Origin of the sequence: Paracoccus liaowanqingii (assembly GCF_004683865.2) — a bacterium.
GTDB lineage: Bacteria > Pseudomonadota > Alphaproteobacteria > Rhodobacterales > Rhodobacteraceae > Paracoccus > Paracoccus liaowanqingii.
Window position 1 is genome coordinate 667,242 of record NZ_CP038439.1, and the last position, 24,508, is coordinate 691,749.

Genomic DNA, 24,508 nt, shown 5'->3' on the forward strand with positions numbered 1-24,508 from the left:
CCGCCCTGTCAATCGCAGCGGGGCGCGATCACCCCTCGTCGATCACGTCGCCGCCCGTGTCCTCGGCGTCGGACGCCTTGGCTGCCGGTTTTTTCGCGGCGGGCTTCTTGGCGGCGGCCTTCTTAGGTGCCGCCTTCTTGGCCCCGGGCTTCTTCGCCGCCGCTGTCGCGGGTTTCTTCGCCGCCGGCTTCCTGGTGGTCTTCGAGGGCGATTTCGCGGCCTTCGCGGCGATCAGTTCCAGCGCCTGATCGACCGTCAGGTCCTCGGGCGTCACGTCGCGGGGCAGGGTGGCGTTCACCTTGGCCCATTTGACGTAAGGCCCGTACTTGCCGCCCATCACCTGGATGGGCCCGCCGTCGGGATGCTCTCCCATCTCGCGCAGCGGGGCCGCCGCCGCACCCCGGCCGCCCCGGACCTGCTTGGCGGCCAGCACCTCGACGGCGCGGTTCATGCCGATGGTGAAGACCTCGTCGACATCGGCAATATTGGCGTATTTTGAGCCGTGCTTCACATAGGGGCCAAAGCGTCCGATCCCGGCCTCGATCAGCACGCCGTCCTCCGGATGCGGGCCGACGGGGCGGGGCAGGGCCAGCAGCTGCACGGCCTGGTCCAGATCCAGCTTGGCCGCGCCCCAGCCCTTGGGGATCGACGAGCGAGGGGGTTTCGGCACCTCCTCGCTGGCCTCGCCGCGCTGGACATAGGGGCCGAAGCGCCCTGTCTTGAGGCTGATCTGGTCGCCCGCATCCTCGCCCAGCACGCGGTCGCCCACCGGCTCCTCGCCATCGGGGGCCGAGAGGGGGCGGGTATAGCGGCATTCGGGATAATTCGTGCAGCCGATGAAAGCCCCGCCCGAGCGCGCGGTCTTGAGGTTCAGCCGGCCCGCATTGCAGAGCGGGCAGATCCGCGGATCGCCGCCATCCGCACGCGGCGGATAGAGATGCGGGGCCAGCGCGTCGTCGATCGCCTCCAGCACCTCGGTGATGCGCAGCTCGGAGGTGCCTTCCAGCGCCTTCGAGAAATCCTTCCAGAACCGGCCCAGGACCTCGCGCCACATGCGGTCTCCGGCGCTGATCTCGTCCAGCTCGGTTTCCAGATCGGCGGTGAAGTCGTAGCTGACATAGCGCGGGAAGTATTTCAGCAAAAAGATCGTGACCAGCCGGCCCTTGTCCTCGGGGATCAGGCGGTTCTTGTCCTTGCGGACATAATCGCGGTCCTGGATCGTGGTCACGATGCTGGCATAGGTCGAGGGGCGACCGATCCCCAGCTCTTCCATGCGCTTGACCATGGTCGCCTCGGTATAGCGGGGCGGGGGCTGGGTGAAATGCTGCCGCGCGGCGGACGAGGCGGCGTCATTGATCAGAAGTCCCGGCGCGCCGCGCTGACCGGCAGGCGCGCTGACCGCATCGCCGCCCTTGTCGCGGGCCTTGGTCATCTCGTCGTCGAAGGCGTGGCTGACCAGGCGCGCAGCCTCGCCTTGCGTGATGGCGGGCAGGCGGGCGCCGTCCTCGCCCTCGTCATCGTCGCGGCCCTGGTCGTAGACGCGCAGGAAGCCGTCGAACAGCATCACCTGACCGGTGGCGCGCAGGCCGACCTGATCGTCGGCGCTGGCGATCTCGACCGTGGTGCGTTCCATCCGCGCGGCTTCCATCTGGCTGGCGATGGTGCGCTTCCAGATCAGATCGTACAGCTTGCGCTGGTCGTCGGCAGTCAGCTTCAGCCGGTCGGGCGAGGCCATCATGTCGGTGGGCCGGATGCATTCATGCGCTTCCTGCGCGTTCTTGGCCTTGTTCTTGTACATGCGCGGCGATTTCGGTAGGTATTTCTCTCCGAACTTGGCCTTGATCGCGTCGCGGGCGGCCATCACCGCCTCGGGCGCCATGTCGATGCCGTCGGTCCGCATATATGTGATCAGCCCGGCCTCATACAGGCGTTGCGCCGCCGACATGCAGGCCTTGGCACCCATGCCCAGCTTGCGGCTGGCCTCCTGCTGCAGGGTCGAAGTCATGAAGGGCGGCCAGGGGTTGCGGCTGGCGGGCTTGGCCGCGACCGAGGCGACCTTGAGGTCGCGGCTGGCAACCGCGCTGAGCGCCATCGCCGCCTGTTCGGCAGTGGCCAGATCGAAACGGTCCAGCCGCTTGCCGGCCAGCGAGACGAGCGTGGCGTCATATTCCTCGCCCCCGGGGGTGGCGAGGCGGGCATGGACGGACCAGTATTCGCGGGCCTTGAAGGCCTCGATCTCCATCTCTCGGTCGACGATCAGGCGCAGGCAGACGGACTGCACGCGGCCTGCCGACTTGGCACCGGGCAGCTTGCGCCAGAGCACCGGCGACAGGTTGAAGCCCACCAGATAGTCCAGCGCGCGGCGCGCCAAGTAGGCATCGACCAGCGGCTGGTCGATCTGGCGGGGCTTGGCCATCGCCTCGGTCACGGCGGTCTTGGTGATCGCGTTGAAGGTGACGCGGCTGACGGCCGCGCCCTTCTTCAGCGAGGTCTGCAGCGCCTCGAGCAGGTGCCAGCTGATCGCCTCGCCCTCGCGGTCGGGGTCGGTGGCCAGGATCAGGGTCTGGTCGTCCTTGAGCGCATCCTTGATCGCCTTGAGATGCTTGCGGCTGTCTGCCGCAACCTCCCATTTCATGTCGAAATCGTTCTCGGTGTCGACACTGCCATCCTTGGGCGGCAGATCGCGGACATGCCCGAAACTGGCCAGCACCCGGTAGTCGCCGCCGAGATATTTCTCGATCGTTTTGGCCTTGGCCGGGGATTCGACGACGACGACGGGCATGGGAACCTCGGGCAACTGCAATGGGGCGGCAAGATGGGTGCCGAGGCGCGCCGTGTCAACGGGGGGTGATGGCCGGGGCCGAGGCAGGGGGCGCTGCCCCCGTCGCGCAGGGCGCGACTCCCCCGGGATATTTGCGGACCGTCGCAGGATCACGAGAGGGCGAGGCGTCCTCCGGCCAGGCGGGTGACGCGGCCCTGCAGTTCCAGCGACAGGATCACCGCGTTGGCGGTGGCGGCGGGCACGCCCAGGTCGCGGATGAGATCGTTTTCCTCGGTGGGCGAGGGGGTCAGGCGCGACAGGATGCGTGTTTCGAGATGGATCGGGCCGCCGCCGTCACGGGAGAGCGGCGCCGAGGGGCGTCGCGACAGGGGGGGCGCGCTGCGCGGGGGCAGAGGCATGGCGGCGGGTCTGGCGGGACGGGGCAGGGGGGCCCCCGCTGCGGCAGCGGGACGCAGGCCCTGCAGCGCGTCCGCCACATCGGCGGCGCTGCGCACCAGGGTGGCGCCCTCGCGGATCAGCGCGTTGCAGCCTGCGGCCCGGGCATCCATCGGGTGGCCGGGCACGGCCATCACCTCGCGCCCCTGATCCAGCGCATTGCGCGCCGTGATCAGCGTGCCCGAGCGCTGCGCCGCCTCGATCACCACCACCGCCTGCGACAGGCCCGAGACGATGCGGTTGCGGGTCGGGAAATGCCGGGCGGCGGGTTCGGTGCCCGGCGGCTGCTCGGACAGAAGGACGCCGCCTTCCGCGATGCGGGCGGCCAGGACGGCGTTCTCGGTCGGATAGATCACGTCGACGCCACCCGCCATCACCGCGATGGTGCCGGTGGGCAGGGCGGCGTCATGGGCGGCCGCGTCGATCCCCCGCGCCAGCCCGGCCGAGACGACCAGCCCCGCCTCGCCCAGGCCCGCCGCCATGCCGCGCGCCATGCGCAGCCCCAGGGACGAGGCGTTGCGCGCGCCGATGACCGCGATGACGTCGCGCGACAGCCAGGAGGGATCGCCGCGCACCCAGAGGACCGGCGGGGCGCCGTCGATCTGGCGCAGGGCCGGGGGATAGGCCGGATCGTCGCAGCGCAGCAGCCGCGCCCCCGCCCGGCGCCCGGCGGCGAGTTCGGCAGCAGCCACGCCCTCGGGGCAGCAGCCGTAATCGGCGATGCCCGCCTGCGCCGCGATGCCCGGGAGCGCGGCCAGCGCCGCCCGGGCCGAGCCGTGTTCCGCGACCAGCCGGTGGAAGGTCGCGGGCCCCACCCGGCGCGAGCGGATCAGGCGCAGGACGGTCAGGTCGTCATCGCCGGAATGTGGGCCGGGACCGGGGCCCGACCTGCGGGCATCGACCTGCAGGCCGTGGGGGGTGGCTGGGGTCAGTCCGCTGTCCATGATGCCTCCGTCCGCAATCCGCCGTCACGGATAGCCCGGAGTGGGTTAACAACCCGTTAGCGGCGCGGGCGGCAGGGGCGTCAGGCGGCCGAACCGCCGACCGTCAGCCCGCCGATCATCAGCGTGGGCTGGCCCACGCCCACCGGAACCCACTGCCCCTGTTTTCCGCAATTGCCGATGCCGGGGTCCAAGGCCATGTCGTTGCCGATGGCGCGGACCTGCTGCAGGGCGGTGGCGCCGTCGCCGATCAGGGTGGCGCCGCGAATCGGCTCGCCGACCACGCCGTCCCGGACCCGGTAGGCCTCGGTGCAGGAGAAGACGAACTTGCCGTTGGTGATGTCCACCTGCCCGCCGCCGAAGCCCACCGCATAGATGCCGTCGCGCAGGTCGGCCAGGATCGCCGCCGGATCGGCATCGCCGCCTGGCATGTAGGTGTTGGTCATGCGCGGCATCGGCACATGGGCGAAGCTCTCGCGCCGCCCGTTGCCCGTGGGGGCCACGCCCATCAGCCGGGCGTTCTGGCGGTCCTGCATGTAGCCTGTCAGGATGCCGTCGTCGATCAGCACGTTGCGGGCGGGGGGCGTGCCCTCGTCGTCGATGTTGATGCTGCCGCGCCGCCCCGCGATGGTGCCGTCGTCGATGACCGTCACCCCGGGCGCCGCGACGCGATGGCCCAAGAGACCCGCGAAGGCCGAGGCCTTCTTGCGGTTGAAATCGCCCTCCAGCCCGTGGCCCACGGCCTCGTGCAGCAGGATGCCGGGCCAGCCCGGGCCCAGGACCACGTCCATCACCCCGGCGGGCGCGGGGACCGAGCGCAGGTTCACCTCGGCGATGCGCACCGCCTCGTGGACCAAGGCCTGCCAATGGCCGGGCGCCATCAGCGGCTCCAGCGCATGACGCCCGCCGCCGCCGGAGCTGCCGCTTTCGCGGCGGTCGTTGTTCTCCATGATGACCGCGACATTCAGCCGCGCCATGGGGCGGATGTCGGTCGCCAGCCCGCCTTCCGGGCGCAGGATGGCGATCTCCTGGACGCTGCTGCCCATCGAGACGGTGACCTGCACCACGCGCGGGTCCAGCGCGCGGGCATAGGCGTCGATCTCGCGCAACAGCGCGATGCGCCGCGCGGTGGGGATGTCCGAGGCCGGGTCGATCGCGGGATAGAGCGCGACCGGCTGCATCGAGGGCGCCAGCGCCGCCGTGCCGCCGCCCTGACCCACGGCCAGGCGCGCGGTCTCGGCCGCGCGGCGCAAGGCAGGCTCCGAGATCTCGGTCGAATGGGCATAGCCCGTCACCTCGCCCAGCACCGCGCGCAGGCCGAAGCCGCGCCCGGCCATGAAGCTGGAGTTGCGCAGCCGCCCGTCGTCGAAGACCAGCTGCTCGTGCTGGCTGCGTTCCAGGAACAGCTCTCCGTCGTCGGCGCCGTCGACGGCGCCCTTCAGGATCTGCAGGGCATGGTCGCGGTCCAGATCGGCCGAGAAGGGATCGAAGGGCGGACGGCTCATGCGGGTCTCCTGACGGTGATGGGTGGCGGGCGCGGGGGCTTCGGGCGGGCGCGGCAGGGGGTCGCGTTCCCTTCCCGGTCGCGAATGGTGTAGGTAAGCCTTGCCCGTGCGGGCCAGATATGGTCATAGAACGGACACTGTGAAAGGAAAAGGGGCAGCCTCCCGGCGGCCCCTGCGGCCCATGAGGCCGGGCCACTGCAACGGGATGGAATGATGGCAAGAGCGATGATGGGCCGTGCATTCGCGGCAGCAACGGGGTTCGCAAGCGCGAGCCTGCTGGCCGGGACGGCGATGGCGCAGGATATCCTGGGCGATCTGCCCACGATCGGCAAGCCGGTGGCGGCCGGCATGGGGTTCCAGCCCGCCTCGACCGAGCTGGCGCGAGACCAGCAATGGCTGGATCATTTCGTGCTGATCATCATCGCGGCGGTGACCGCGGTGGTCTGCCTTCTGCTGCTGTACGTCATCTTCCGGTTCAACAGCCGGTCGAACCCGGTGCCGGCGAAGTTCACCCACAACACCACGCTGGAGATCGGCTGGACGCTGGTTCCGGTGCTGATCCTGGTGGCCATCGGGGCCTTCTCGCTGCCGATCCTGTTCCGCAGCCAGGAAATGCCCGACAGCCCGGATCTGGTCGTCAAGGCGACCGGGCACCAGTGGTACTGGTCCTATGAATACCCCGAGAACGGCATCGCCTTCGATTCGCTGATGCTGCCCGAGGAGGAGCTGGCCGAGTTCGGCTATGCCCCCGACGAGTACCTGCTGGCCACCGACACCGCCGTGGTCGTGCCCGTGGGCCAGACCGTGCTGCTGCAGGTGACCGCCAGCGATGTGATCCACTCCTGGACCATCCCGGCCTTCGCCGTGAAGCAGGATGCCGTCCCGGGCCGCATCGCCCAGGCCTGGTTCAACGTGGAGCAGGAAGGCGTGTATTTCGGCCAGTGCAGCGAGCTGTGCGGCATCAACCACGCCTACATGCCCATCGTCGTGAAGGCCGTCAGCCCCGAGGTCTACGCGGCCTGGGTCGCCGAGCAGGGCGGCACCCTGGGTGAAGAACCCGCACCGACCGCCAGCCTCGACGCCGAAGCGCAGGTCGACTTGGCCCGCGTCGACTGATCCGGACCCGACCCAGGTCCTGCCGGCATCCTGCCGGCCGGACCAAGGAACCACGATTGCAGGCGCGATGACCGATATCAACGCATACGAGACCGCCCCCGAGGCCCAGTTCGGCGACTATGTCGCGCTGCTCAAGCCGCGCGTCATGTCGCTGGTCGTGTTCACGGCCTTCGTGGGCCTGTTCGTGGCCCCGATCGACGTGCATCCCTTCATCGCCTTCTGCTCGGTCCTGTTCATCGCGCTTGGCGGCGGGGCCTCGGGCGCGCTGAACATGTGGTACGACCGCGACATCGATGCGGTGATGAACCGCACGCAATCGCGCCCGATCCCCTCAGGTCGGGTCGAGGGCGGCGAGGCGCTTGGCCTGGGTCTGGTCCTGTCGGTCATCTCGGTGATGATGCTGGGGCTGGTGGCGAACTGGTTCGCGGCCGCCTTCCTGGCCTTCACCATCTTCTTCTATGCCGTGGTCTATACCGTCTGGCTCAAGCGCTGGACGCCGCAGAACATCGTGATCGGCGGGGCGGCGGGCGCCTTCCCTCCGATGATCGGATGGGCCTGCGCCACCGGGGGCATCAGCCTTGAATCGCTGCTGATGTTCGCGCTGGTCTTCTTCTGGACGCCGCCCCATTTCTGGGCGCTGGCGCTGTTCATGAAGGAGGATTACCACAAGGCCGGCGTGCCGATGCTGACCGTGACCCATGGTCGCCCGGTCGCGCGCCGCCACATCTTCGCCTATACGCTGGTGCTGGCGCCCTTCGCGCTGTGGCTGGGGCTGACCTCGATCGGCGGACCCCTGTACATGGCGGTGGCGGTGGTGCTGAACGCGGCCTTCATCCATGGCGGCTGGCGGATCCTCCGCCGGTCCGAGGATCAGGCCGTGGCGGACGGCTATGCCGTCGAGAAGCAGGTGTTCAAGCTGTCGCTGTACTACCTGTTCCTGCATTTTCTGGCTCTGCTGCTGCAAAGCTGGATGGGAGGCTGGTGATGGTCCTGAAAACCGAACACGAGATCCACGGCCGTCGCCGGTCCCGCAATGTGGGACTGGGCGTGGTGCTGATCGGCTTTGTCGCGCTGGTCTTCGCGCTGACGGTCGTCAAGGTGCAGCAGGGCGGCCTGATGGAGGCCTATGACCACCAGCCCCGCGTCTCGCTGACCCCGGTCGAGCCGCTTGCGCCCCGCACCATCCCGCTGGAGGATCCGCAATGAAACGTCTCAGCCCCGAGGGCCGCACCGTTGCCATGCTGGTGGGCGTCGTCGTGACCATGGGCGCGCTGGCTTGGGCCGCGGTGCCCTTCTACAACTGGTTCTGCAAAGTCACCGGCTTCGGCGGCACCACGCAGGTGTCGCAAAGCCTGTCCGACCAGGTCCTAGACGAGGTCGTGACCGTCCGTTTCGACGCCAACACCGATTCGAACCTGGACTGGACCTTCCGGCCCATGCAGACCCGCATGGACATGAAGATCGGCGAGAGCGGGCTGGCCTTCTACGAGGCGACCAACACCTCGGACCGGCCCCTGACCGGGACGGCCAGCTACAACGTCGCCCCCGAGGTGACGGGCTACTACTTCATCAAGGTCGAGTGCTTCTGCTTCACCGAGCAGACGCTGCAGCCCGGCGAAAGCATCGAGATGCCGGTCAGCTTCTATGTCGATCCCGAGCTGGTGACCGACCGCGATGCCGGGCATGTCCGCGACATCACGCTGTCCTATACCTTTCATCTGACCGAGCCGCGCCGAGCGGCGCTTGACACCGGCGCGGCCGACACCATCAACTAAGACGAATACGAGGGAGCCGACGGGGATCCGCCATGGCGCATGCAAAGAACCACGACTACCATATTCTTCCGGCCTCGGTCTGGCCGTTCCTCACCGCCGTGGCGGTCTTCGTCATGCTGTTCGGCGCCACCGCCTGGATGACCGGAGAGGTCACCGTGATGGGCGCCCCGATCACCGGGCCGTGGATGTTCGCCATCGGCCTGGTGGCGACCACCTACATCGCCTTCGCCTGGTGGGCGGACATGGTGCGCGAGGCCGAATCGGGCGACCACACCCCGGTCGTGCGGCTTGGCCTGCAATACGGCTTCATCCTCTTCGTGATGTCCGAGGCGATGCTGTTCGTTACGCTGTTCTGGAACTTCATCAAGCACGCGATGTATCCGATGAGCGAGAACAGCCCCATCACCGACGGCGTCTGGCCGCCCGAGGGGATCGAGACGTTCGACCCCTGGCACCTGCCCTTCATCAACACGCTGATCCTGCTGCTGTCGGGCGTTGCCGTCACCTGGGCGCACCATGCCTGGGTCCACGAGGGGGACCGCAAGGTCGCCATCAATGGCCTGGCCGTCGCGGTGATCCTGGGGATCATCTTCACCGGCATGCAGGCCTATGAATACAGCCACGCCGCCTTCGGCCTGGCCGACACGGCCTATGCCTCGGCCTTCTACATCGCGACGGGCTTCCACGGCCTGCACGTGATCATCGGCACGATCTTCCTGGCCGTCTGCCTACTACGGTTCCAGAAGGGTCAGATGACCCGCGACCAGCATCTGGGGTTCGAGGCCGCCGCCTGGTACTGGCACTTCGTCGACGTGATCTGGCTGGTGCTGTTCGCCGTCATCTATGTCTGGGGCAGTTGATCCCGCCTTTCGCTGATCGGGACGCGCGGGGGACCTCCTCCGCGCGTTTTTCGTTGTCCCTGCCGTCCGGAGCCTGTCCATGCGCCGCTATCTGTTTCCCCTGATCCTCGGCATCGTCGGCTGCGCCGCACTGATCCAGCTGGGCCTGTGGCAGCTGGAGCGGCGCGACTGGAAGGAAGGGATGCTGGACCAGATCACCGCCGGCATCCAGGCCGAGCCGGTGCCGCTGCCGGACCAGATCGACCCGTCGATGAAATACCTGCCGGTGACCGTCACCGGCACCACGACGGGGGCCGAGATCGACGTGCTGTCCCATACCCGCGAGCAGGGCGCGGGCTATCAGGTCGTCTCGCGTTTCATCACCGATGACGGGCGCGCGATCCTGCTGGACCGGGGCTTCGTGCCTCAGGACGCGCGCCGGACGGAACGTCCGCCGGTGCGGCTGCAGGTGACGGGCAACCTGCACTGGCCGGAGGATGCCAGCTCCTCGACCCCCGCGCCGAACCTGGACGAGAACATCTGGTTCGCCCGCGACGTCGATGCCATGGCGCAGGCGCTGGACACGCTTCCCGTGCTGGTAGTCGCCAGCTTCGTCACCGGCGACGCGCAGGGGGCCGAGCCGATCCCCGTCGCCGTCGAGGGCATCCCCAACAATCACCTGTCCTACGCCTTCCAGTGGTTCCTGATCGCGGCGACCTGGGCGGTGATGACACTGGCGCTGATCTGGCGTATCAGGCAGCGCAGCTACTGAAGGATTTCCGATGCGTTACGTCTCGACACGGGGCCAGGCCCCGGTACTGGATTTCGAACAGGCCATGCTGTCGGGGCTGGCACGCGACGGGGGCCTGTATCTGCCCGAGACGATCCCGGTGATCGAAGGCCTGGACGGCCTTGACGGCCTTCCCTACGAGGAGGTCGCCTTCCGCGTCATCCGCCCCTTCACCGGCGACAGCTTTACCGATGCGGAACTGCGCGGCGCTATCGAGCGCGCCTATGCGCGCATCGCGCATGACGCCCGCGCGCCGCTGGTCCAGCTGGCCCCCGGCCATCACCTGCTGGAGCTGTTCCACGGCCCCACGCTGGCCTTCAAGGATTTCGCGATGCAGCTGATCGCGCAGCTGTTCCAGATCGCGCTGACGCGGTCCGGCGACCGCGTGACCATCGTGGGTGCCACCTCGGGCGATACCGGATCGGCAGCGATCGAGGCGTTCCGGGGCATCGACAATGTCGACGTCTTCATCATGTATCCGCATGGCCGCGTCAGCGAGGTGCAGCGCCGCCAGATGACCACGCCACCGGCAGCCAATGTCCATGCGCTGGCCGTGACCGGGCATTTCGACGACTGCCAGGCGCGGCTCAAGGATCTGTTCAACGACCATGCCTTCCGCGACACGGTCGGGCTGGCTGGCGTGAACAGCATCAACTGGGCCCGCGTCGTGGCGCAGATCGTCTATTACTTCACCGCCTGCGCTTCGCTTGGGATGCGGCCCACGGATTTCTGCGTGCCCACCGGCAATTTCGGCGACATCCTGGCGGGCTCCATCGCGCGCCGCATGGGCCTGCCGATCCGCCGCCTGATCGTGGCCACCAACCAGAACGACATCCTGCATCGCGCGCTCACGCAGGGCGAGTACCGCACCGGAGAGGTCGAGCCCTCGATCAGCCCCTCGATGGACATCCAGGTCAGCTCGAACTTCGAACGGGCCCTCTATCTGGCCTATGGCGGCGATGCGGGCGCGATCCGGCAGCTGATGGACGAGCTGAAGGCGGGCGGATTCGCGATCAGTCAGGGCGCGCTGGAAACGCTGCGCGAGGAATATGCCTCGGGCCGCGTCAGCGAGGACGAGACGCTGGAGACGATCCGCTCGGTTCGCACGCGCACCGGAGAGATCCTGTGCCCGCACAGCGCCGTGGGCGTCGCCGTGGCCGAACGGCATCTGGAGCCGGGCGTGCCGATGGTGACCCTGGCCACCGCGCATCCCGCCAAGTTCCCCGACGCGGTCGAGCGCGCCATCGGCCTGCGCCCGCCGCTGCCGCCGCACATGGCTGAGCTGTTCGACCTGCCCGAGCGCATGACCCGCATTGAAAACGACGCCGAGGCGCTTAAGTCCTTGATCCTTGACCGGAGGACGATTTGAGCCAAGATCCCACACCCCGCCTGACCACGCTGCCCAACGGGCTGCGCATCGTGACCCGCCAGATGCCGGGGCTGCATTCGGCGGCCTTGGGCATCTGGGTCAATGCGGGTGGCCGCAACGAACGCGCCGATCAGAACGGCATCGCGCATTTCCTGGAACACATGGCCTTCAAGGGCACCGCGACCCGCAGCGCCCTTCAGATCGCCGAGGCGATCGAGGATGTGGGCGGCTACATCAACGCCTACACCTCGCGCGAAGCCACCGCCTACTACGTCCGCGTGCTGGAGGATGACGTCGACCTGGCCTTCGACGTGATCAGCGACATCGTGCTGAACCCCGTCTTCGAGGAGCGCGAGATCGAGGTCGAGCGCGGCGTGATCCTGCAGGAGATCGGGCAGTCGCTGGACACGCCCGACGATATCATCTTCGACTGGCTGCAGGAGGCCGCCTATCCCGACCAGCCGATGGGCCGCACCATCCTGGGCCCCGCCGAACGCATCAGCGCCTTCGGGCGGGCCGATCTGGCGGGCTTCGTGACGGAAAACTATGGCCCCGGCCAGATGGTCGTGGCGGCGGCGGGCGCGGTCGATCACGACCGCATCGTGCGGCTGGCCGAAAAGGTGCTGGGCCATATCGCGCCCCGCCCCCAGGGCGCCCGCGAGGAGGCCCGCTGGCAGGGCCTCGAGACGCGCACCGTCAAGCCGCTCGAGCAGGCGCATTTCGCGCTGGCGCTGGAGGGGCCGGGCTATCTGGCGCCCGACTTCTACGCGGCCCAGATCTTCTCCTCGGCGCTTGGGGGCGGCATGTCGTCGCGGCTGTTCCAGAAGATCCGCGAGGAACGCGGGCTGTGCTACACGATCTTTGCGCAGTCGGGCTTTCATGACGACACCGGCATGCTGACCATCTATGCGGGCACCGGGGCCGAGGATCTGGCCGATCTGGCCACCCTGACCATCGACGAGATCAAGCGCGCGACCGAGGACATGTCCGAGGCCGAGATCGCCCGCGCGAAAGCCCAGCTGCGCGCCGGCCTGCTGATGGGCCTGGAAAGCCCCTCCGGCCAGGCCGAGCGCATGGCGCGCAGCCTGGCGATCTGGGGCAGGGTGCCCGATCCCGCCGAGGTGGCCGAGCGCATCGCCGCGGTGACCGCCGCCGATGTGCGCGCCCATGCCGAGCGGCTGCTGGCCACGGCCCGGCCCGCACTGGCGCTGTACGGTCCGGTCGACGGCGCGCCCTCGCGCGAGGCCCTGGCCGAAAGGCTGGCCGCGTGATCCTGGCGCGGCGCCGTCCCTTCCGGCTGGATGCGGAACGGATCGTGCTGCGCCTGCCCCAGCATTCCGACTTCAACGCCTGGACGGGATTGCGCCATGACAGCCGCGCCTTCCTGACCCCGTGGGAGCCGGTCTGGTCTCCCGACCACCTGTCGCGGAAAAGCTTCACCAACCGCGTCTACTGGGCGGCGCGCTCGGCCCGGGCGGGGACGGCCTTCCCGCTGTTCGTGCTGGACCGCGAGGGGGCGCTGCTGGGCGCGATCACGCTGGACAACATCCGGCGCGGCCCGGCGCAGTCGGGGACCATCGGCTATTGGATCGGGCAGTCCTTCGCGCGACAGGGCTACATGCGCGAGGCCATCGGCGTGCTGGTCCATCACGCCTTCACAGGCCTGGACCTCAGCCGGGTCGAGGCCGCCTGCCTGCCCGAGAACGCCGCCTCGCGCGGGGTGCTGGAGAAGTCGGGCTTCAAGTACGAGGGCGTGGCGCAAAGCTATCTGCAGATCGGCGGGCGCTGGCGCAACCATGTCCTCTACGCCAACCTGCGCCATGACCGGCGCGGCAAGACCGAGGTGCGCTGAGCCATGCTGACCCCCGCCGACGCCTCCCTCGCCGCCCGCCTGCCGCAGGGCGTGCTGCGCGATCCCGGCCCCGCCTATACCGAGGAGCCGCGCGGCCGCCTGAAGGGCCAGGCCGGGCTGGTGGCCGCCCCCCGCGACGTGCAGGAATGCGCGGCCATCATCCGCGCCTGCGCGGCGGCGCGCGTGGCCGTGGTCCCGCGGGGCGGCGGCACCGGGCTGGTCGGCGGGCAGATCATGTCGGAGGGCCCCGCGCCGCTGATCCTGTCGCTGGAGCGCATGACCGCGATCCGCGACATCTTTCCCGACGAGGGCGTGATGATCGCCGAATCGGGCGTGACGCTGCAGGCCGCGCGCATGGCCGCCGCCGGGGTGGACCGGCAGTTCCCGCTATCGCTGGCCTCGCAGGGCAGCGCGCAGATCGGCGGCGTGCTGTCGACCAATGCGGGCGGCGTCAACGTCCTGCGCTTTGGCAATGCCCGCGCGCTGTGCCTGGGGATCGAGGCCGTGCTGCCCTCGGGCGAGGTGATGCACGACCTCAAGCGCCTGCGGAAGGACAATACCGGCTACGACCTGCGCGACCTCTTGATCGGGGCCGAGGGGACGTTGGGCATCATCACCGCCGCCTCGCTGGTGCTGGCCCCGGTGCCTGCGGAACAGGGCGTGGCGCTGCTGGTGGTCGACAGCCCCGCCGCCGCGCTGCGGCTTCTGTCCCTGGCGCAGGCGCGCCTGTCGGGGGGCGTGACGGCCTTCGAGCTGATCTCGGGCATCAGCCTGCGGTTCCTGGACGCGGCCTTCCCCGAGATGCGTCAGCCCTTTGCCGCGCGCCCCGACTGGCTGGTGCTGGTCGAGGTCGGCCTGCCCGCGGGCCTGCCTGCCGACGCCGCGCTGGAAGGGCTGTTCACCCAAGGGCTGGAGGCCGGGCTGGTCCATGACGGCGTCATCGCGCAATCGGGCCAGCAGTCCGCCGATCTGTGGGCCTTGCGCGAGCATATCCCGCTGGCCAACCGCCATGTCGGCGCCATCGCCAGCCATGACATCAGCCTGCCGCTGTCGCAGGTGGCGGGCTTCATCGACGATGCGGGCGCGATGCTGGCCGGGCTTGGCGACATGCGCGTGAACTGCTTCGGCCATCTGGGAGACGGCAACCTGCATTACAATCTGTTCCCGGCACCGGGCCGGGTGCGCGAGGATTACGACGACATGCGCCGCGACCTGTCGCTGCGCATCCACGAGATGGTGGTGGCCCGGGGCGGCTCGTTCTCGGCCGAGCATGGGGTGGGTCGGCTGAAGGTCGCGGATCTGGCCCGGTGGGGCGATCCGGCCCGCTTGGCGGCCATGCGCGCCATCAAGGGGGCGCTGGACCCTCTTGGCATCATGAACCCCGGCGCGGTGCTGGCCTAGTCGCCTTCGAAGGCGCAGAGCGCATGGACGGGCATGTCCATGCCCTCCAGCAGCGCGCGCCCGCCCAGATCGGGCAGGTCGATAACGAAGGCGCAGCCCAGCACCTCGGCCCCCAGCCTTTGGCACAGCTTGATCGAGGCCGCCGCGGTGCCGCCGGTGGCCAGCAGATCGTCCACGATCAGCACCTTTTCGCCCGGGCGCAGGGCGTCGTCATGGATCTCCATGATCGCCTCGCCATATTCCAGCGTATAGGCCTCGCTGATGACGGTGCAGGGCAGCTTGCCCTTCTTGCGGATCGGCACGAAGCCGGTGGACAGCTGATGGGCCACGGCGCCCCCCAGGATGAAGCCCCGCGCCTCCAGCCCCACGACCTTGTCGATCCGCATGCCCGCATAGGCGTGCAGGATCTGGTCGACCGCCATGCGGAAGCCGCGCGCATCGGCGAACAGCGTCGTCACGTCGCGAAAGATGATCCCCTCATGCGGGAAATCGTGGATGGAGCGGACATAGTCCCTGACGCTGCGGCTCATTCCGGGCGGTCCATCTGGAACAGCTCGGTCACGGTGGCATAATCCTTGTAGCCCAAGCGCGCGATCCAGCCGCCCGCCGCGCGCGGATCGAAGCGCCCGTCGACCACGCAGTCGTCGCGCATGTGGATGCCCGTCACCACGCCGAAGACCGCAAAGTTCGCCTCGCCCGCCAAGGGCACGATCTGCGTTATCCGGCATTCCAGCGCCGCCGCCGCATGGGCCACGCGCGGGCAATCGATGGTGGCGCAGTCGGCCGCCTCGATCCCCGCCGCGCCGAACTCGCTGGTCCCCGCAGGCAGGGGCGCCGAGGTCGTGTTGACCGCGTCGCGCAGATCGCCCGTGGCGATGTTGACGCAGAACACCCCCGTCTCGATGATCTGGGCGACGCTGTCCTTGGTGCCGTGCCGGTCGCCCTTGGCCCCGGTCGAGGCGAACATCACCTGCGGCGGCACATAGGCGACCGCGTTGAAGAAGGAATAGGGCGCCAGGTTGTCCCCCTGCGCCCCCCGGGTCGAGATCCAGCCGATCGGGCGGGGGGCGACGATGGCGTTGAAGGGATTGTGGGGCAGGCCGTGTCCGGCTTCGGGGCGATAGAACATGGGCGGCCTCCTTTGGCGTTGCGGCGCCAACCTGCCACCGCTTTTCGCGCGGCGCAATGTTCCGCCTGTCGCAAACCCGTGCTAAGTCGCCGCCGACAAGGAGGCGCGATGTACGAGATCTGCCCCGAACTGCCCCAGGACACGCCCGAGGTCGAGGCGCTCTATGATCTGTGCTTCGCGCCGGGTCGGACGGCGCTGTCCTCCTATCGGCTGCGCGACGGCGTGCCGCGCGTGGCAGAGCTGTGCCTGGTGCTGCGCGACCCGTCCGGCGTGCTGATGGCGGCGATCCGCTTCTGGCCCGCGCGGGTGGCGGGGCGGCGGATCCTGCTGCTGGGCCCTGTCGCCGTCCACCCCACCGCGCAGGGCGAGGGCCTGGGCGGGTTGCTGATGCGCGACAGCCTGAACCGGGCGCGGTCGATGGGGTTCGCGCGGGTGCTGCTGGTGGGCGATGCGCCCTATTACTCGCGCTTCGGCTTCCAGCGGCTGGACGGGGTCGAGATGCCGCCTCCCACCAATCCCGATCGCGTGCTGGGGCTGGAACTTCGCCCCGGCGCTTGGGTTGACGTGACTGGACCGGTCCAGCGCGAACCGGAACCGCCCCGCCCCGTTCCGACCGCGCCGGACAGAACGGCCTGCATCCAGGTCGCCCATCCGAAAGAGCCGTCCCCATGACCGATCACCGCCATCTGATCTTGCCGCCGATCACCGATCCGGCGCTGCACGCCCAGATCGACCGTCTGGCCCGCCGCCATCTGGAGGCCGCGGGCACCGGCATGCAGCTGATGACCCGCATCGGCAACAGCGCCGAGGGTCTGATCGAGCGCCTGCCCGCCTTCGTCCGCAACCGGCTGGACGGCGTGACGCGCGCCGCCCTGACCCGGGCCTTCGGGGCGGCCAGCCGCTCGCGCCGGGTGGTCCGCGACCGGGGCGATCTGTTCAACCGGCTGGCCTCGACCGTCAGCGGCGCGGCCGGGGGCGTGGGCGGCTTCGCAGGCGCCCTGGTCGAGCTGCCCTTCACCGTGACGCTGCTGCTGCGCGCCATGCTGGACATCGCGGTCGAGCACGGCTTGGATCCCGACAGCGACGAGGTCCGGCAGGAATGCCTGCGCATCTTCGCCGCCGCAGGGCCGATGGCCGAAGATGACGCGACCGATCTTGGCCTTCTGGCGGCCCGCATGTCGGTCACCGGCCAGACGGTGCAGGGGCTGATCAGCAAGGTCGCGCCCCGGCTGTCAATTTCTCTTGGCCAGAAGATGGCCGCCCAGGCCGCCCCGGTGCTGGGCGCGGTCGTCGGCGCCTCGATCAACTACACCTTCGCCCGCTACTATCAGGAACTGGCCCGCGTCCATTTCGGCATCATGCGCCTGTCGCAGGAAACTGGCCTGCCGCGCGAGGCCCTGACCGAGGCCCTGCGCCTGTCGATCCAGCGCCAGACCCCGCCCTCCCGGACCTGAGCCCGGCGCGCCCCTTCATCTTGGCGGAAATATCCTCGGGGGTCCGGGGGCAGACAGCCCCGGCCTTGGCCAGGCTCACGCCTCCTCGGCATCCAGCGCCAGGGGGGCCACAGGCGCGATCAGGTCGTCGGTCGTCAGCGGCCCTGCCGGGCGCGCCAGCCGCGCCTTGGTCACCCAGTAGAGCCGCTCCTGCGCGCGGGTGATGGCCACATAGGTCAGGCGCTTCCACAGCTGCACCCCGGCCTCGGACCGGTTGGACCAGGCGGCGGCGGCGATGTCGGGGCCGAAGACCTGCACCTCGGGCCACTGGCTGCCCTGCGCCTTGTGGATGGTCACCGCCGCCCCGTGCAGGAAGGCCGCGCCCATGCGGGCGGCGAAGGGGATGAAGGGCTCTTCCTCGCCCGGCATCTCGATCTTGACGATGGAAGCCGCCGACAGGCGCGGATCCTCGGCGCCGATCACGTGCAGGCGCGAGAAGCCCGGCTTGCGGCCCGGGCCCAGATAGACGACCTGCGCGCCCTTGATCAGGCCGCGCGCCTCCAGGTCGATGCGCTTCTTGCGGTGCTTCAGCGGCAGCTCCAGCCCGTCGCAGACCAAGGGCTCACCGGGCAGCAGCGCATCGCCCGGCGCGCCGAAGGCGGTGCGGAAGGCGTGGATCAACCGGATGCGCGTCGCGTTGCGCCAGACCAGGACCGGGCTGCGGGCCATCAGGTCGCTTTCCACCCGCTCGGCCCAGACCACGCGATCATCCTTGCGGGCGGCCTCGCGGATCATCCCCTCGAACGCGTCGAAGCCCAGCTGGTCGTCGGCCAGCGCATGGGCCAGGTCCAGGATCGGGCTGTCGTCGGCCTGCCGGTGGATGCGGCTCAGCATCAGGCGCTGCGGGGCGGCCAGCTTGTCGAAGACCATCTCTCCGGACAGGCCCACCGGGGCCAGCTGCGCGGGATCCCCGAACAGCACCAGCACGGGAAAGATCTCGCGCAGATCCTCGAACTGCTTTTCGTCCAGCATCGAGGCCTCGTCGACCAGCCCCACGTCCAGCCCTTCCTCGCGCCGCGCCCAGCCCTTGATGAAATCCGACCCGCGCAGCCCCGCCGTGGCCAGCGCGCCGGGGATCGAGGCATGGATGTCGTAGAAGGCCTTGGCCTTGTCCAGCGCGGCATCGGGCAGCGCGTCGGTCACCGGGCGCTCGCCCGTGCCGGTCAGCCATTCGGCGATCTTCTCGTATTCCGGATCATAGAGCGGCGTGTACAGGATCCGGTGGATCGTCGTCGCGGGCACGCCGCGCATGCGCAGCACGAAGGCCGCCTTGTTCGTCGGCGCCAGGATCGCGACGCTGCGCCGGTCCTTGCGGCGGCGCCCCTCGTAATCGGGGCTGATCAGCTCGACCCCGGCGGCCAGCAGCGCCTTGGTGATCTGCGACAGCATCAGCGTCTTGCCGGAACCGGCCTTGCCGATCACCGCCATCACCCGACCTTTGCCCGACTGGGGCGGATGCAGTTCTTCTGCGATGATGTCGATGCCGGCCGCGCCGAAGGTCTCGGTCAGCGCGTCCCATGCATCGGCCTGATCGGGCGAAAGGGTCGGGGCGGGGGCGAGGCTTGTCATGATCGTCCCTTAGCCTGCCTTGCGCGCCAAGGCAAAGCGCCGTGCAACTTTTCCCGCCCGCCCTGCGTGTGTCCCGATGTCCGCGCGCGGCGGGCCGCTCTCGAAGGAATGTCGCGATGATCGAACTGTTCTTCGTTGCCTGCCTGCTGACCGACCCCCAGGCCTGCACCGACCACAGCCTGCTCTTCGAAGAGCAGAACGGCCTGTTCACCTGCATGCTGCAGGGCCAGAACGAACTGGCCCGGTGGAGCCAGACCCACCCGACCGTGCAGGTCCGCGAGTGGAAATGCCGCTATGCTGATCAGGACGAGCGCAAGGCCTGACCTGCCGCAACGCCCTGCCAGGACAACGCAATCTGCCCGGCCCGTGGGCATCCGGCCCGCGGCGGCCCCTGCGGGCCGCAAAAGGATTCGGTCAGCCTCGCGGGATATGAGAGGGTGACGGACGGGGAGGGCAAACGGATGGTGTTGCCCATGATCGAACTGCTCTTCGTCGTCTGCCTGTCCAGCGAACCCGCCAGCTGCCGCGACCGCAGCATGATCTTTACCGAAGACATCGGCCTGATGGGCTGCATGATGGGCGCCCAGAGCCAGTTGGCCAAATGGGTCGAGACCCGCCCCCAGGAACGCATCGTCAGCTGGCGCTGCAAGGCCGCAGGGGCGTCCGAACGGTCGGCCTGACCGGCGCGCCCGGTCCCCGAGGGGCCGGGCGCGGGTCGCAAGTTGGGTTTCAGCGGCGCCCGGCGTCCAGCGCATCCTCGAAGGTGCGCAGGCCCGCGACGGGCGACTGGACCAGAACGGACATGTTGCCCGGCTTGTGCTGGTTCTTGTACATCTTCATATGCGCCGCCGGAATGTCGGCCCAGGGGAAGACCTCGGACATGCAGGGATCCAGGCGACGCTCCAGCATCAGCTGGTTGGCGGCGCTGGCCTGCTTGAGATGGGCGAAGTGGCTGCCCTGCACGCGCTTCTGGTGCATCCACAGGTATCGCACGTCGAAGGTGCAGTTGAACCCGGTGGTGCCGGCGCAGATGACGATCATGCCGCCTTTCTTGCAGACCAGGGTCGAGACGGGGAAGGTCGCCTCGCCGGGATGCTCGAAGACGATGTCGACATTGTTGCCCTTGCCGGTGATCGCCCAGATGGCGGCGCCGAACTTGCGCGCCTCGGTGAACCACTCCTTGTATTCGGGGGTGTTCACGGTGGGCAGCTGGCCCCAGCAGCGGAATTCCTTGCGGTTGATGACGCCTTTCGCGCCCAGGCCCATGACGAAGTCGCGCTTGTCCTCCTCGCTGATGACGCCGATGGCATTGCCGCCTGCGGCGTTGATCAGCTGGATGGCATAGGACCCCAGGCCCCCCGAGGCGCCCCAGACCAGCACGTTCATGCCGGGCTTCAGCTCGTGCGGCTCGTGCCCGAACAGCATGCGATAGGCGGTGGCCAGGGTCAGGGTGTAGCAGGCCGATTCCTCCCAGGTCAGGTGGGTGGGGCGGGGCATCAACTGCTGGGCCTGCACGCGGGTGAACTGGGCGAAACTGCCATCCGGCGTCTCGTAGCCCCAGATCCGCTGCGTGGGCGAGAACATCGGGTCGCCGCCGTTGCAATGCTCGTCGTCGCCGTCATCCTGGTTGCAGTGGATCACGACCTCGTCGCCGACCTTCCAGCGCTTGACCTTGTCGCCCACCGCCCACACGATACCCGAGGCGTCCGAGCCCGCGATGTGATAGGGCTGCTTGTGCACGTCGAACATGCTGATCGGCTGGCCCAGGCCCGCCCAGATCCCGTTGTAGTTCACGCCCGCCGCCATCACCAAGACCAGCACCTCGTTGCTGTCGATGGCGGGGGTGTCGACGACCTCCAGCTGCATGGCCTGATCGGGCTCGCCCTGACGCTCGCGGCGGATCGTCCAGGCGTGCATCTGCGCGGGAACATGGCCCAGGGGGGGCATCTCGCCGATGTCGTAGAGGTCTTTGACGGGGGCGTCATAGGGTGCGATCGGGGTCGGGGCGTCGAGGGCCATCTGCGTCTCCTGTCCAGTGCTGCGGTGCGGAATCACCGCGCCAATTTGCCCGGTTCTACGGATCGTCGCGCAAGAATGCAATACTTCAGGGCGAAACAAAGAAACAATATTTCAACGAGGGACGCCGCATTGCCGCGCTGCGGCGAATTGACGACGCATCTATGTGTCTGTATCCCTGTGTCTCAGGACATATTCTTGCGAGGGACCGTGATGGCCGACAAGGACAAGCCCTGGCTGTTCCGCACCTATGCGGGCCATTCCACGGCGGCGAAATCGAATGCGCTGTATCGCACCAACCTGTCCAAGGGGCAGACCGGCCTGTCGGTGGCCTTCGACCTGCCGACCCAGACCGGCTATGACAGCGACCACATCCTGGCGCGGGGCGAGGTGGGCAAGGTCGGCGTCCCGATCAGCCATCTGGGCGACATGCGCACGCTGTTCCGCGATATCCCGCTGGACCAGATGAACACCTCGATGACGATCAACGCGACCGCGCCGTGGCTGTTGTCGCTGTATATCGCCGTGGCCGAGGAACAGGGGGCCGATGTCGGCCAGCTGCAGGGCACGGTGCAGAACGACCTGATCAAGGAATACCTGTCGCGCGGCACCTATATCTGCCCACCCAAGCCATCGTTGGCGATGATCACCGACGTCGCCGCCTACACGCGCGAGCATCTGCCGCGCTGGAACCCGATGAATGTCTGCAGCTATCACCTGCAGGAGGCCGGGGCCACGCCCGAGCAGGAACTGTCCTATGCGCTGGCCACCGCCATCGCCGTGCTGGACGACCTGAAGGGCAAGGTGCCCGCCGACAGCTTCCCCGAGATGGTCGGGCGTATCAGCTTCTTCGTGAATGCCGGCATCCGCTTCGTGACCGAGCTGTGCAAGATGCGCGCCTTCACCGAGCTGTGGGACGAGATCACCCGCGACCGCTATGGCATCACCGACGAGAAGTACCGCCGGTTCCGCTATGGCGTGCAGGTCAACAGCCTGGGCCTGACCGAGCAGCAGCCCGAGAACAACGTCTATCGCATCCTGCTGGAGATGCTGGCGGTGACGCTGTCCAAAAGCGCCCGCGCCCGCGCCGTGCAATTGCCCGCCTGGAACGAGGCGCTTGGCCTGCCGCGCCCCTGGGACCAGCAATGGTCGCTGCGCATGCAGCAGATCCTGGCCTACGAGACCGACCTGCTGGAATATGGCGACCTGTTCGACGGCAACCCGGTGATCGCGGCCAAGGTCGAGGATCTGAAGCAGGGCGCCCGGAACGAGCTGGCGCTGCTGGACCAGATGGGCGGGGCGATCGCCGCGATCGACCACATGAAGGCGCGGCTCGTCGAATCGAATGCCGCGCGGCTTGGCCGGATCGAGACGAACGAGACGGTCGTCGTCGGCGTGAACCGCTGGCAGCAGGCCGAACCCTCGCCCCTGACCGCAGGCGACGGCGGGATCATGACCGTCGATCCGGCGGTCGAGCAGGACCAGATCGGCCGCCTGCAGGCCTGGCGCGCGGACCGGGACGCCGAGGCCGTGCGCCGCGCGCTGGAGGACCTGCGCGAGGCGGCGCGGACCGGGGGCAATGTCATGCCCGCCTCGATCGCGGCGGCGCGGGCCGGGGTCACGACCGGCGAATGGGCGGGCGTCATGCGCGAGGTCCACGGCGAATATCGCGGCCCGACGGGCGTGTCCTCCAGCCCGTCGAACCGGACCGAGGGGCTGGAACAGATCCGCGAGGCCGTCGATGCGGTCAGCGTCCGCCTAGGGCGGCGGCTGAAGTTCTTGGTGGGCAAGCCGGGACTGGACGGCCATTCCAACGGGGCCGAGCAGATCGCCTTCCGCGCCCGCGACTGCGGCATGGACATCACCTACGAGGGCATCCGCCTGACCCCCGAGGACATCGTGCGCCGCGCCCGCGAGGAAGAGGCCCATGTCCTGGGCCTGTCGATCCTGTCGGGCAGCCACATGCCGCTGATTGCGGATCTGATGGCGCGCATGCGGGCCGAGGGGCTGGCCCATGTGCCGGTGATCGTCGGCGGCATCATCCCCGACGACGATGCCCGTCGCCTGACCGAGATGGGCGTCGCGCGTGTCTACACGCCCAAGGATTTCCAGCTGAACACCATCATGCTGGACATCGTGCAGCTGGTCGAACCGGGGGCAGAGGCCGCCTGAGAACGGGCGGATCCATGCCTGATGTACCGGGGCGGGGGTTGCGGGGTGAACCCGGCTGCCCTTAAGCCGTTTGGGCGACGCGCAAACCAAGGCAGCCCCTATGACCCATCCCTCCCGCCGCGCCAGTGCGATCGACCCGCTGCGCCTGTTCCTGGCGCTCAGCGTCGTGGCCCTGCACAGCGGCTTTCCCGAGGCCGTGCCCGCGCTGGTCAAGCAGGGGCTGTTCAACGGGCTCTATCGGCTGGCGGTGCCGGTCTTCGCGGTCATCTCGGGCTATTATTTCTGGCCCGCGCTGCAGGGGGGCGGGCCGGGGCCTATCTGCGGCGAATCGCAGCGCTGTACCTGCTGTGGATGGCGATCTATCTGCCGATCTATGGGCCGGACCTGACCGGGGCGGGCCATGCGGCGCGGACGCTGGTCTTCGGCTATTTCCACCTGTGGTTCCTGCCGGGACTGCTGGTCTCGGCCCTGCTGGTCTGGCTGCTGCGGCGCTCCGGGCGGATCGGCGGGGCGGCGGCGCTGTTGGCGGCGACGGGGCTTGGGATGCAGGTCCTGGTCCTGTCGGGGCAGGCGCAGATCTCTCTGGACAGCTATCGCAACGGGCTGTTCACCATCTTTCCCTTCTTCGCGGCGGGCGTGCTGCTGGCGCAGGGACGGGGGCGCTGGCTGGAGCGCCGGGCCCTGCCGCTGGCGGGGCTTTCGCTGCTGGCCGTGCTGGGGGAAAGCCTGATCTGGTACCGGATCGCCGGAGGGGGCTGGGGCGTGGACATGATGGCCTCGCTGCTGCTGGCGGCGCCCGCGCTGTTCCTGGCGGCCAAGGCGCTTCCGGGGCCGGGGGACGGCAAGCGGATCGCCAGCATGGCGGCCTTCGTCTATTTCAGCCACGTGATGATGATGATCGTCGCCAGCCGCTTCGGGCTGGAGGGCGACGTGAAGGCGCTTGCGGTGATGGCCCTGTGCCTGGGGCTGGCCGCCTGGCTGGGCATCGGCACGCGCCGGCCGGTCCTGGCCTTCTTCACCTGACCCCCGAATGCTAAACGCCGCCCCCGAAGGGGCGGCGTTCGCAGGGTCGGGCGGCAGGCGTGGGATCAGAAGCCCAGGCCGGCGTATTTCGACTTGAACTTGGACACGCGGCCGCCGGCATCCATCAGGCGGCCCGAGCCGCCGGTCCAGGCCGGGTGCGAGGTCGGATCGATGTCCAGCGACATGGAATCGCCCTCGGCGCCCCAGGTGGACCGCGTGGAATAGGTCGTTCCGTCCGTCATCTTGATCGAGATCATGTGATAATCGGGGTGAATTTCTTTTTTCATGGCGTGACCTCTGC

At 68.8% G+C, this 24,508-nt stretch carries 25 protein-coding genes; 17 read left to right on the top strand and 8 right to left on the bottom strand.

Annotation, left to right across the window (positions count from 1 at the left end; all coding sequences use genetic code 11):
• Positions 1–28: 28 nt before the first annotated feature.
• The 3 genes from topA to tldD all read right to left on the bottom strand — a co-directional run bounded on the left by topA (position 29) and on the right by tldD (position 5,663).
• Positions 29–2,782: a type I DNA topoisomerase gene (topA, locus tag E4191_RS03185; RefSeq protein WP_135312126.1), complete on the bottom strand. Its 2,754-nt coding sequence runs from the start codon at positions 2,780–2,782 to the stop codon at positions 29–31.
• 149 nt (positions 2,783–2,931) lie between these two features.
• Positions 2,932–4,125 carry a DNA-processing protein DprA gene (gene dprA / locus E4191_RS03190; RefSeq protein WP_407947059.1) on the bottom strand — a complete coding sequence of 398 codons (1,194 nt, stop codon included), beginning with the start codon at positions 4,123–4,125 and terminating at the stop codon, positions 2,932–2,934.
• Between the two features lie 116 nt (positions 4,126–4,241).
• Positions 4,242–5,663 carry a metalloprotease TldD gene (tldD, locus tag E4191_RS03195; RefSeq protein ID WP_135312128.1) on the bottom strand — a complete coding sequence of 474 codons (1,422 nt, stop codon included), beginning with the start codon at positions 5,661–5,663 and terminating at the stop codon, positions 4,242–4,244.
• Between the two features lie 225 nt (positions 5,664–5,888).
• Between tldD and coxB the strand changes: the two genes are divergently transcribed.
• From coxB to E4191_RS03245, 10 genes are all read left to right on the top strand, one after another.
• Entirely contained in the window at positions 5,889–6,779 is an 891-nt protein-coding gene (coxB, locus tag E4191_RS03200; RefSeq protein ID WP_407947043.1) for a cytochrome c oxidase subunit II, read from the top strand.
• Positions 6,780–6,846: 67 nt separating this feature from the next.
• On the top strand, positions 6,847–7,764 hold the full coding sequence (gene cyoE / locus E4191_RS03205; protein ID WP_135312130.1) for a heme o synthase: 918 nt from the start codon (positions 6,847–6,849) through the stop codon (positions 7,762–7,764).
• Positions 7,764–7,985: a hypothetical protein gene (locus tag E4191_RS03210; RefSeq protein WP_135312131.1), complete on the top strand. Its 222-nt coding sequence runs from the start codon at positions 7,764–7,766 to the stop codon at positions 7,983–7,985. Before cyoE ends, E4191_RS03210 begins: the two co-directional genes overlap by 1 nt.
• Positions 7,982–8,554, top strand: coding sequence for a cytochrome c oxidase assembly protein (locus E4191_RS03215; protein ID WP_135312132.1), 573 nt, complete (start codon positions 7,982–7,984; stop codon positions 8,552–8,554). The genes E4191_RS03210 and E4191_RS03215 overlap by 4 nt, the downstream gene beginning before the upstream one ends.
• Positions 8,555–8,586: 32 nt before the next feature.
• Positions 8,587–9,414, top strand: coding sequence for a cytochrome c oxidase subunit 3 (locus E4191_RS03220; protein ID WP_135312133.1), 828 nt, complete (start codon positions 8,587–8,589; stop codon positions 9,412–9,414).
• Between the two features lie 79 nt (positions 9,415–9,493).
• Positions 9,494–10,165, top strand: coding sequence for an SURF1 family protein (locus E4191_RS03225; protein WP_135312134.1), 672 nt, complete (start codon positions 9,494–9,496; stop codon positions 10,163–10,165).
• Positions 10,166–10,175: 10 nt separating this feature from the next.
• Positions 10,176–11,552, top strand: coding sequence for a threonine synthase (gene thrC / locus E4191_RS03230; protein WP_135312135.1), 1,377 nt, complete (start codon positions 10,176–10,178; stop codon positions 11,550–11,552).
• Positions 11,549–12,823, top strand: a complete 1,275-nt coding sequence (locus tag E4191_RS03235; RefSeq protein WP_228461503.1) for a M16 family metallopeptidase — start codon at positions 11,549–11,551, stop codon at positions 12,821–12,823. Before thrC ends, E4191_RS03235 begins: the two co-directional genes overlap by 4 nt.
• Positions 12,823–13,404: a GNAT family N-acetyltransferase gene (locus E4191_RS03240; protein WP_135314301.1), complete on the top strand. Its 582-nt coding sequence runs from the start codon at positions 12,823–12,825 to the stop codon at positions 13,402–13,404. The genes E4191_RS03235 and E4191_RS03240 overlap by 1 nt, the downstream gene beginning before the upstream one ends.
• 3 nt (positions 13,405–13,407) lie before the next feature.
• Positions 13,408–14,805 carry an FAD-binding oxidoreductase gene (locus E4191_RS03245; protein WP_135312136.1) on the top strand — a complete coding sequence of 466 codons (1,398 nt, stop codon included), beginning with the start codon at positions 13,408–13,410 and terminating at the stop codon, positions 14,803–14,805.
• Here E4191_RS03245 and E4191_RS03250 read toward each other — a convergent pair.
• Positions 14,802–15,335, bottom strand: a complete 534-nt coding sequence (locus E4191_RS03250) for an adenine phosphoribosyltransferase (RefSeq protein ID WP_135312137.1) — start codon at positions 15,333–15,335, stop codon at positions 14,802–14,804. The two genes, E4191_RS03245 and E4191_RS03250, sit on opposite strands and share 4 nt — an antisense overlap.
• Positions 15,332–15,934 carry a flavin reductase family protein gene (locus E4191_RS03255; protein ID WP_135312138.1) on the bottom strand — a complete coding sequence of 201 codons (603 nt, stop codon included), beginning with the start codon at positions 15,932–15,934 and terminating at the stop codon, positions 15,332–15,334. Before E4191_RS03255 ends, E4191_RS03250 begins: the two co-directional genes overlap by 4 nt.
• Before the next feature lie 108 nt (positions 15,935–16,042).
• Between E4191_RS03255 and E4191_RS03260 the strand changes: the two genes are divergently transcribed.
• Positions 16,043–16,606 (top strand): GNAT family N-acetyltransferase, encoded by a 564-nt coding sequence (locus tag E4191_RS03260; protein ID WP_135312139.1) that lies wholly within the window; start codon positions 16,043–16,045, stop codon positions 16,604–16,606.
• Positions 16,603–17,388, top strand: a complete 786-nt coding sequence (locus E4191_RS03265) for an EcsC family protein (RefSeq protein ID WP_135312140.1) — start codon at positions 16,603–16,605, stop codon at positions 17,386–17,388. The genes E4191_RS03260 and E4191_RS03265 overlap by 4 nt, the downstream gene beginning before the upstream one ends.
• 75 nt (positions 17,389–17,463) lie before the next feature.
• Here the strand turns inward: E4191_RS03265 and E4191_RS03270 are convergent, their stop codons facing one another.
• Positions 17,464–18,996: an ATP-dependent DNA helicase gene (locus E4191_RS03270; RefSeq protein ID WP_135312141.1), complete on the bottom strand. Its 1,533-nt coding sequence runs from the start codon at positions 18,994–18,996 to the stop codon at positions 17,464–17,466.
• Between the two features lie 116 nt (positions 18,997–19,112).
• Here E4191_RS03270 and E4191_RS03275 point away from each other — a divergent pair, with 116 nt between their 5' ends.
• Positions 19,113–19,319, top strand: a complete 207-nt coding sequence (locus tag E4191_RS03275; RefSeq protein WP_135312142.1) for a hypothetical protein — start codon at positions 19,113–19,115, stop codon at positions 19,317–19,319.
• 150 nt (positions 19,320–19,469) lie between these two features.
• Positions 19,470–19,676, top strand: a complete 207-nt coding sequence (locus E4191_RS03280; protein WP_135312143.1) for a hypothetical protein — start codon at positions 19,470–19,472, stop codon at positions 19,674–19,676.
• Between the two features lie 49 nt (positions 19,677–19,725).
• Here the strand turns inward: E4191_RS03280 and ccrA are convergent, their stop codons facing one another.
• Positions 19,726–21,015: a crotonyl-CoA carboxylase/reductase gene (gene ccrA, locus E4191_RS03285; protein ID WP_135312144.1), complete on the bottom strand. Its 1,290-nt coding sequence runs from the start codon at positions 21,013–21,015 to the stop codon at positions 19,726–19,728.
• 75 nt (positions 21,016–21,090) lie between these two features.
• On the opposite strand from ccrA, the gene E4191_RS03290 reads away from it, so the two are divergent.
• From E4191_RS03290 to E4191_RS24515, 3 genes are all read left to right on the top strand, one after another.
• The gene (locus E4191_RS03290) at positions 21,091–23,184 is read left to right on the top strand and encodes a protein meaA (RefSeq protein ID WP_135312145.1); all 2,094 of its coding nucleotides are present in this window, start codon (positions 21,091–21,093) and stop codon (positions 23,182–23,184) included.
• Between the two features lie 100 nt (positions 23,185–23,284).
• The gene (locus E4191_RS03295; protein ID WP_135312146.1) at positions 23,285–23,572 is read left to right on the top strand and encodes a hypothetical protein; all 288 of its coding nucleotides are present in this window, start codon (positions 23,285–23,287) and stop codon (positions 23,570–23,572) included.
• Positions 23,536–24,207: an acyltransferase family protein gene (locus tag E4191_RS24515; protein ID WP_135312147.1), complete on the top strand. Its 672-nt coding sequence runs from the start codon at positions 23,536–23,538 to the stop codon at positions 24,205–24,207. Before E4191_RS03295 ends, E4191_RS24515 begins: the two co-directional genes overlap by 37 nt.
• A gap of 65 nt (positions 24,208–24,272) precedes the next feature.
• On the opposite strand, the gene rpmE is transcribed toward E4191_RS24515, so the two are convergent.
• Entirely contained in the window at positions 24,273–24,494 is a 222-nt protein-coding gene (gene rpmE / locus E4191_RS03305; RefSeq protein WP_135312148.1) for a 50S ribosomal protein L31, read from the bottom strand.
• Positions 24,495–24,508: the final 14 nt, after the last annotated feature.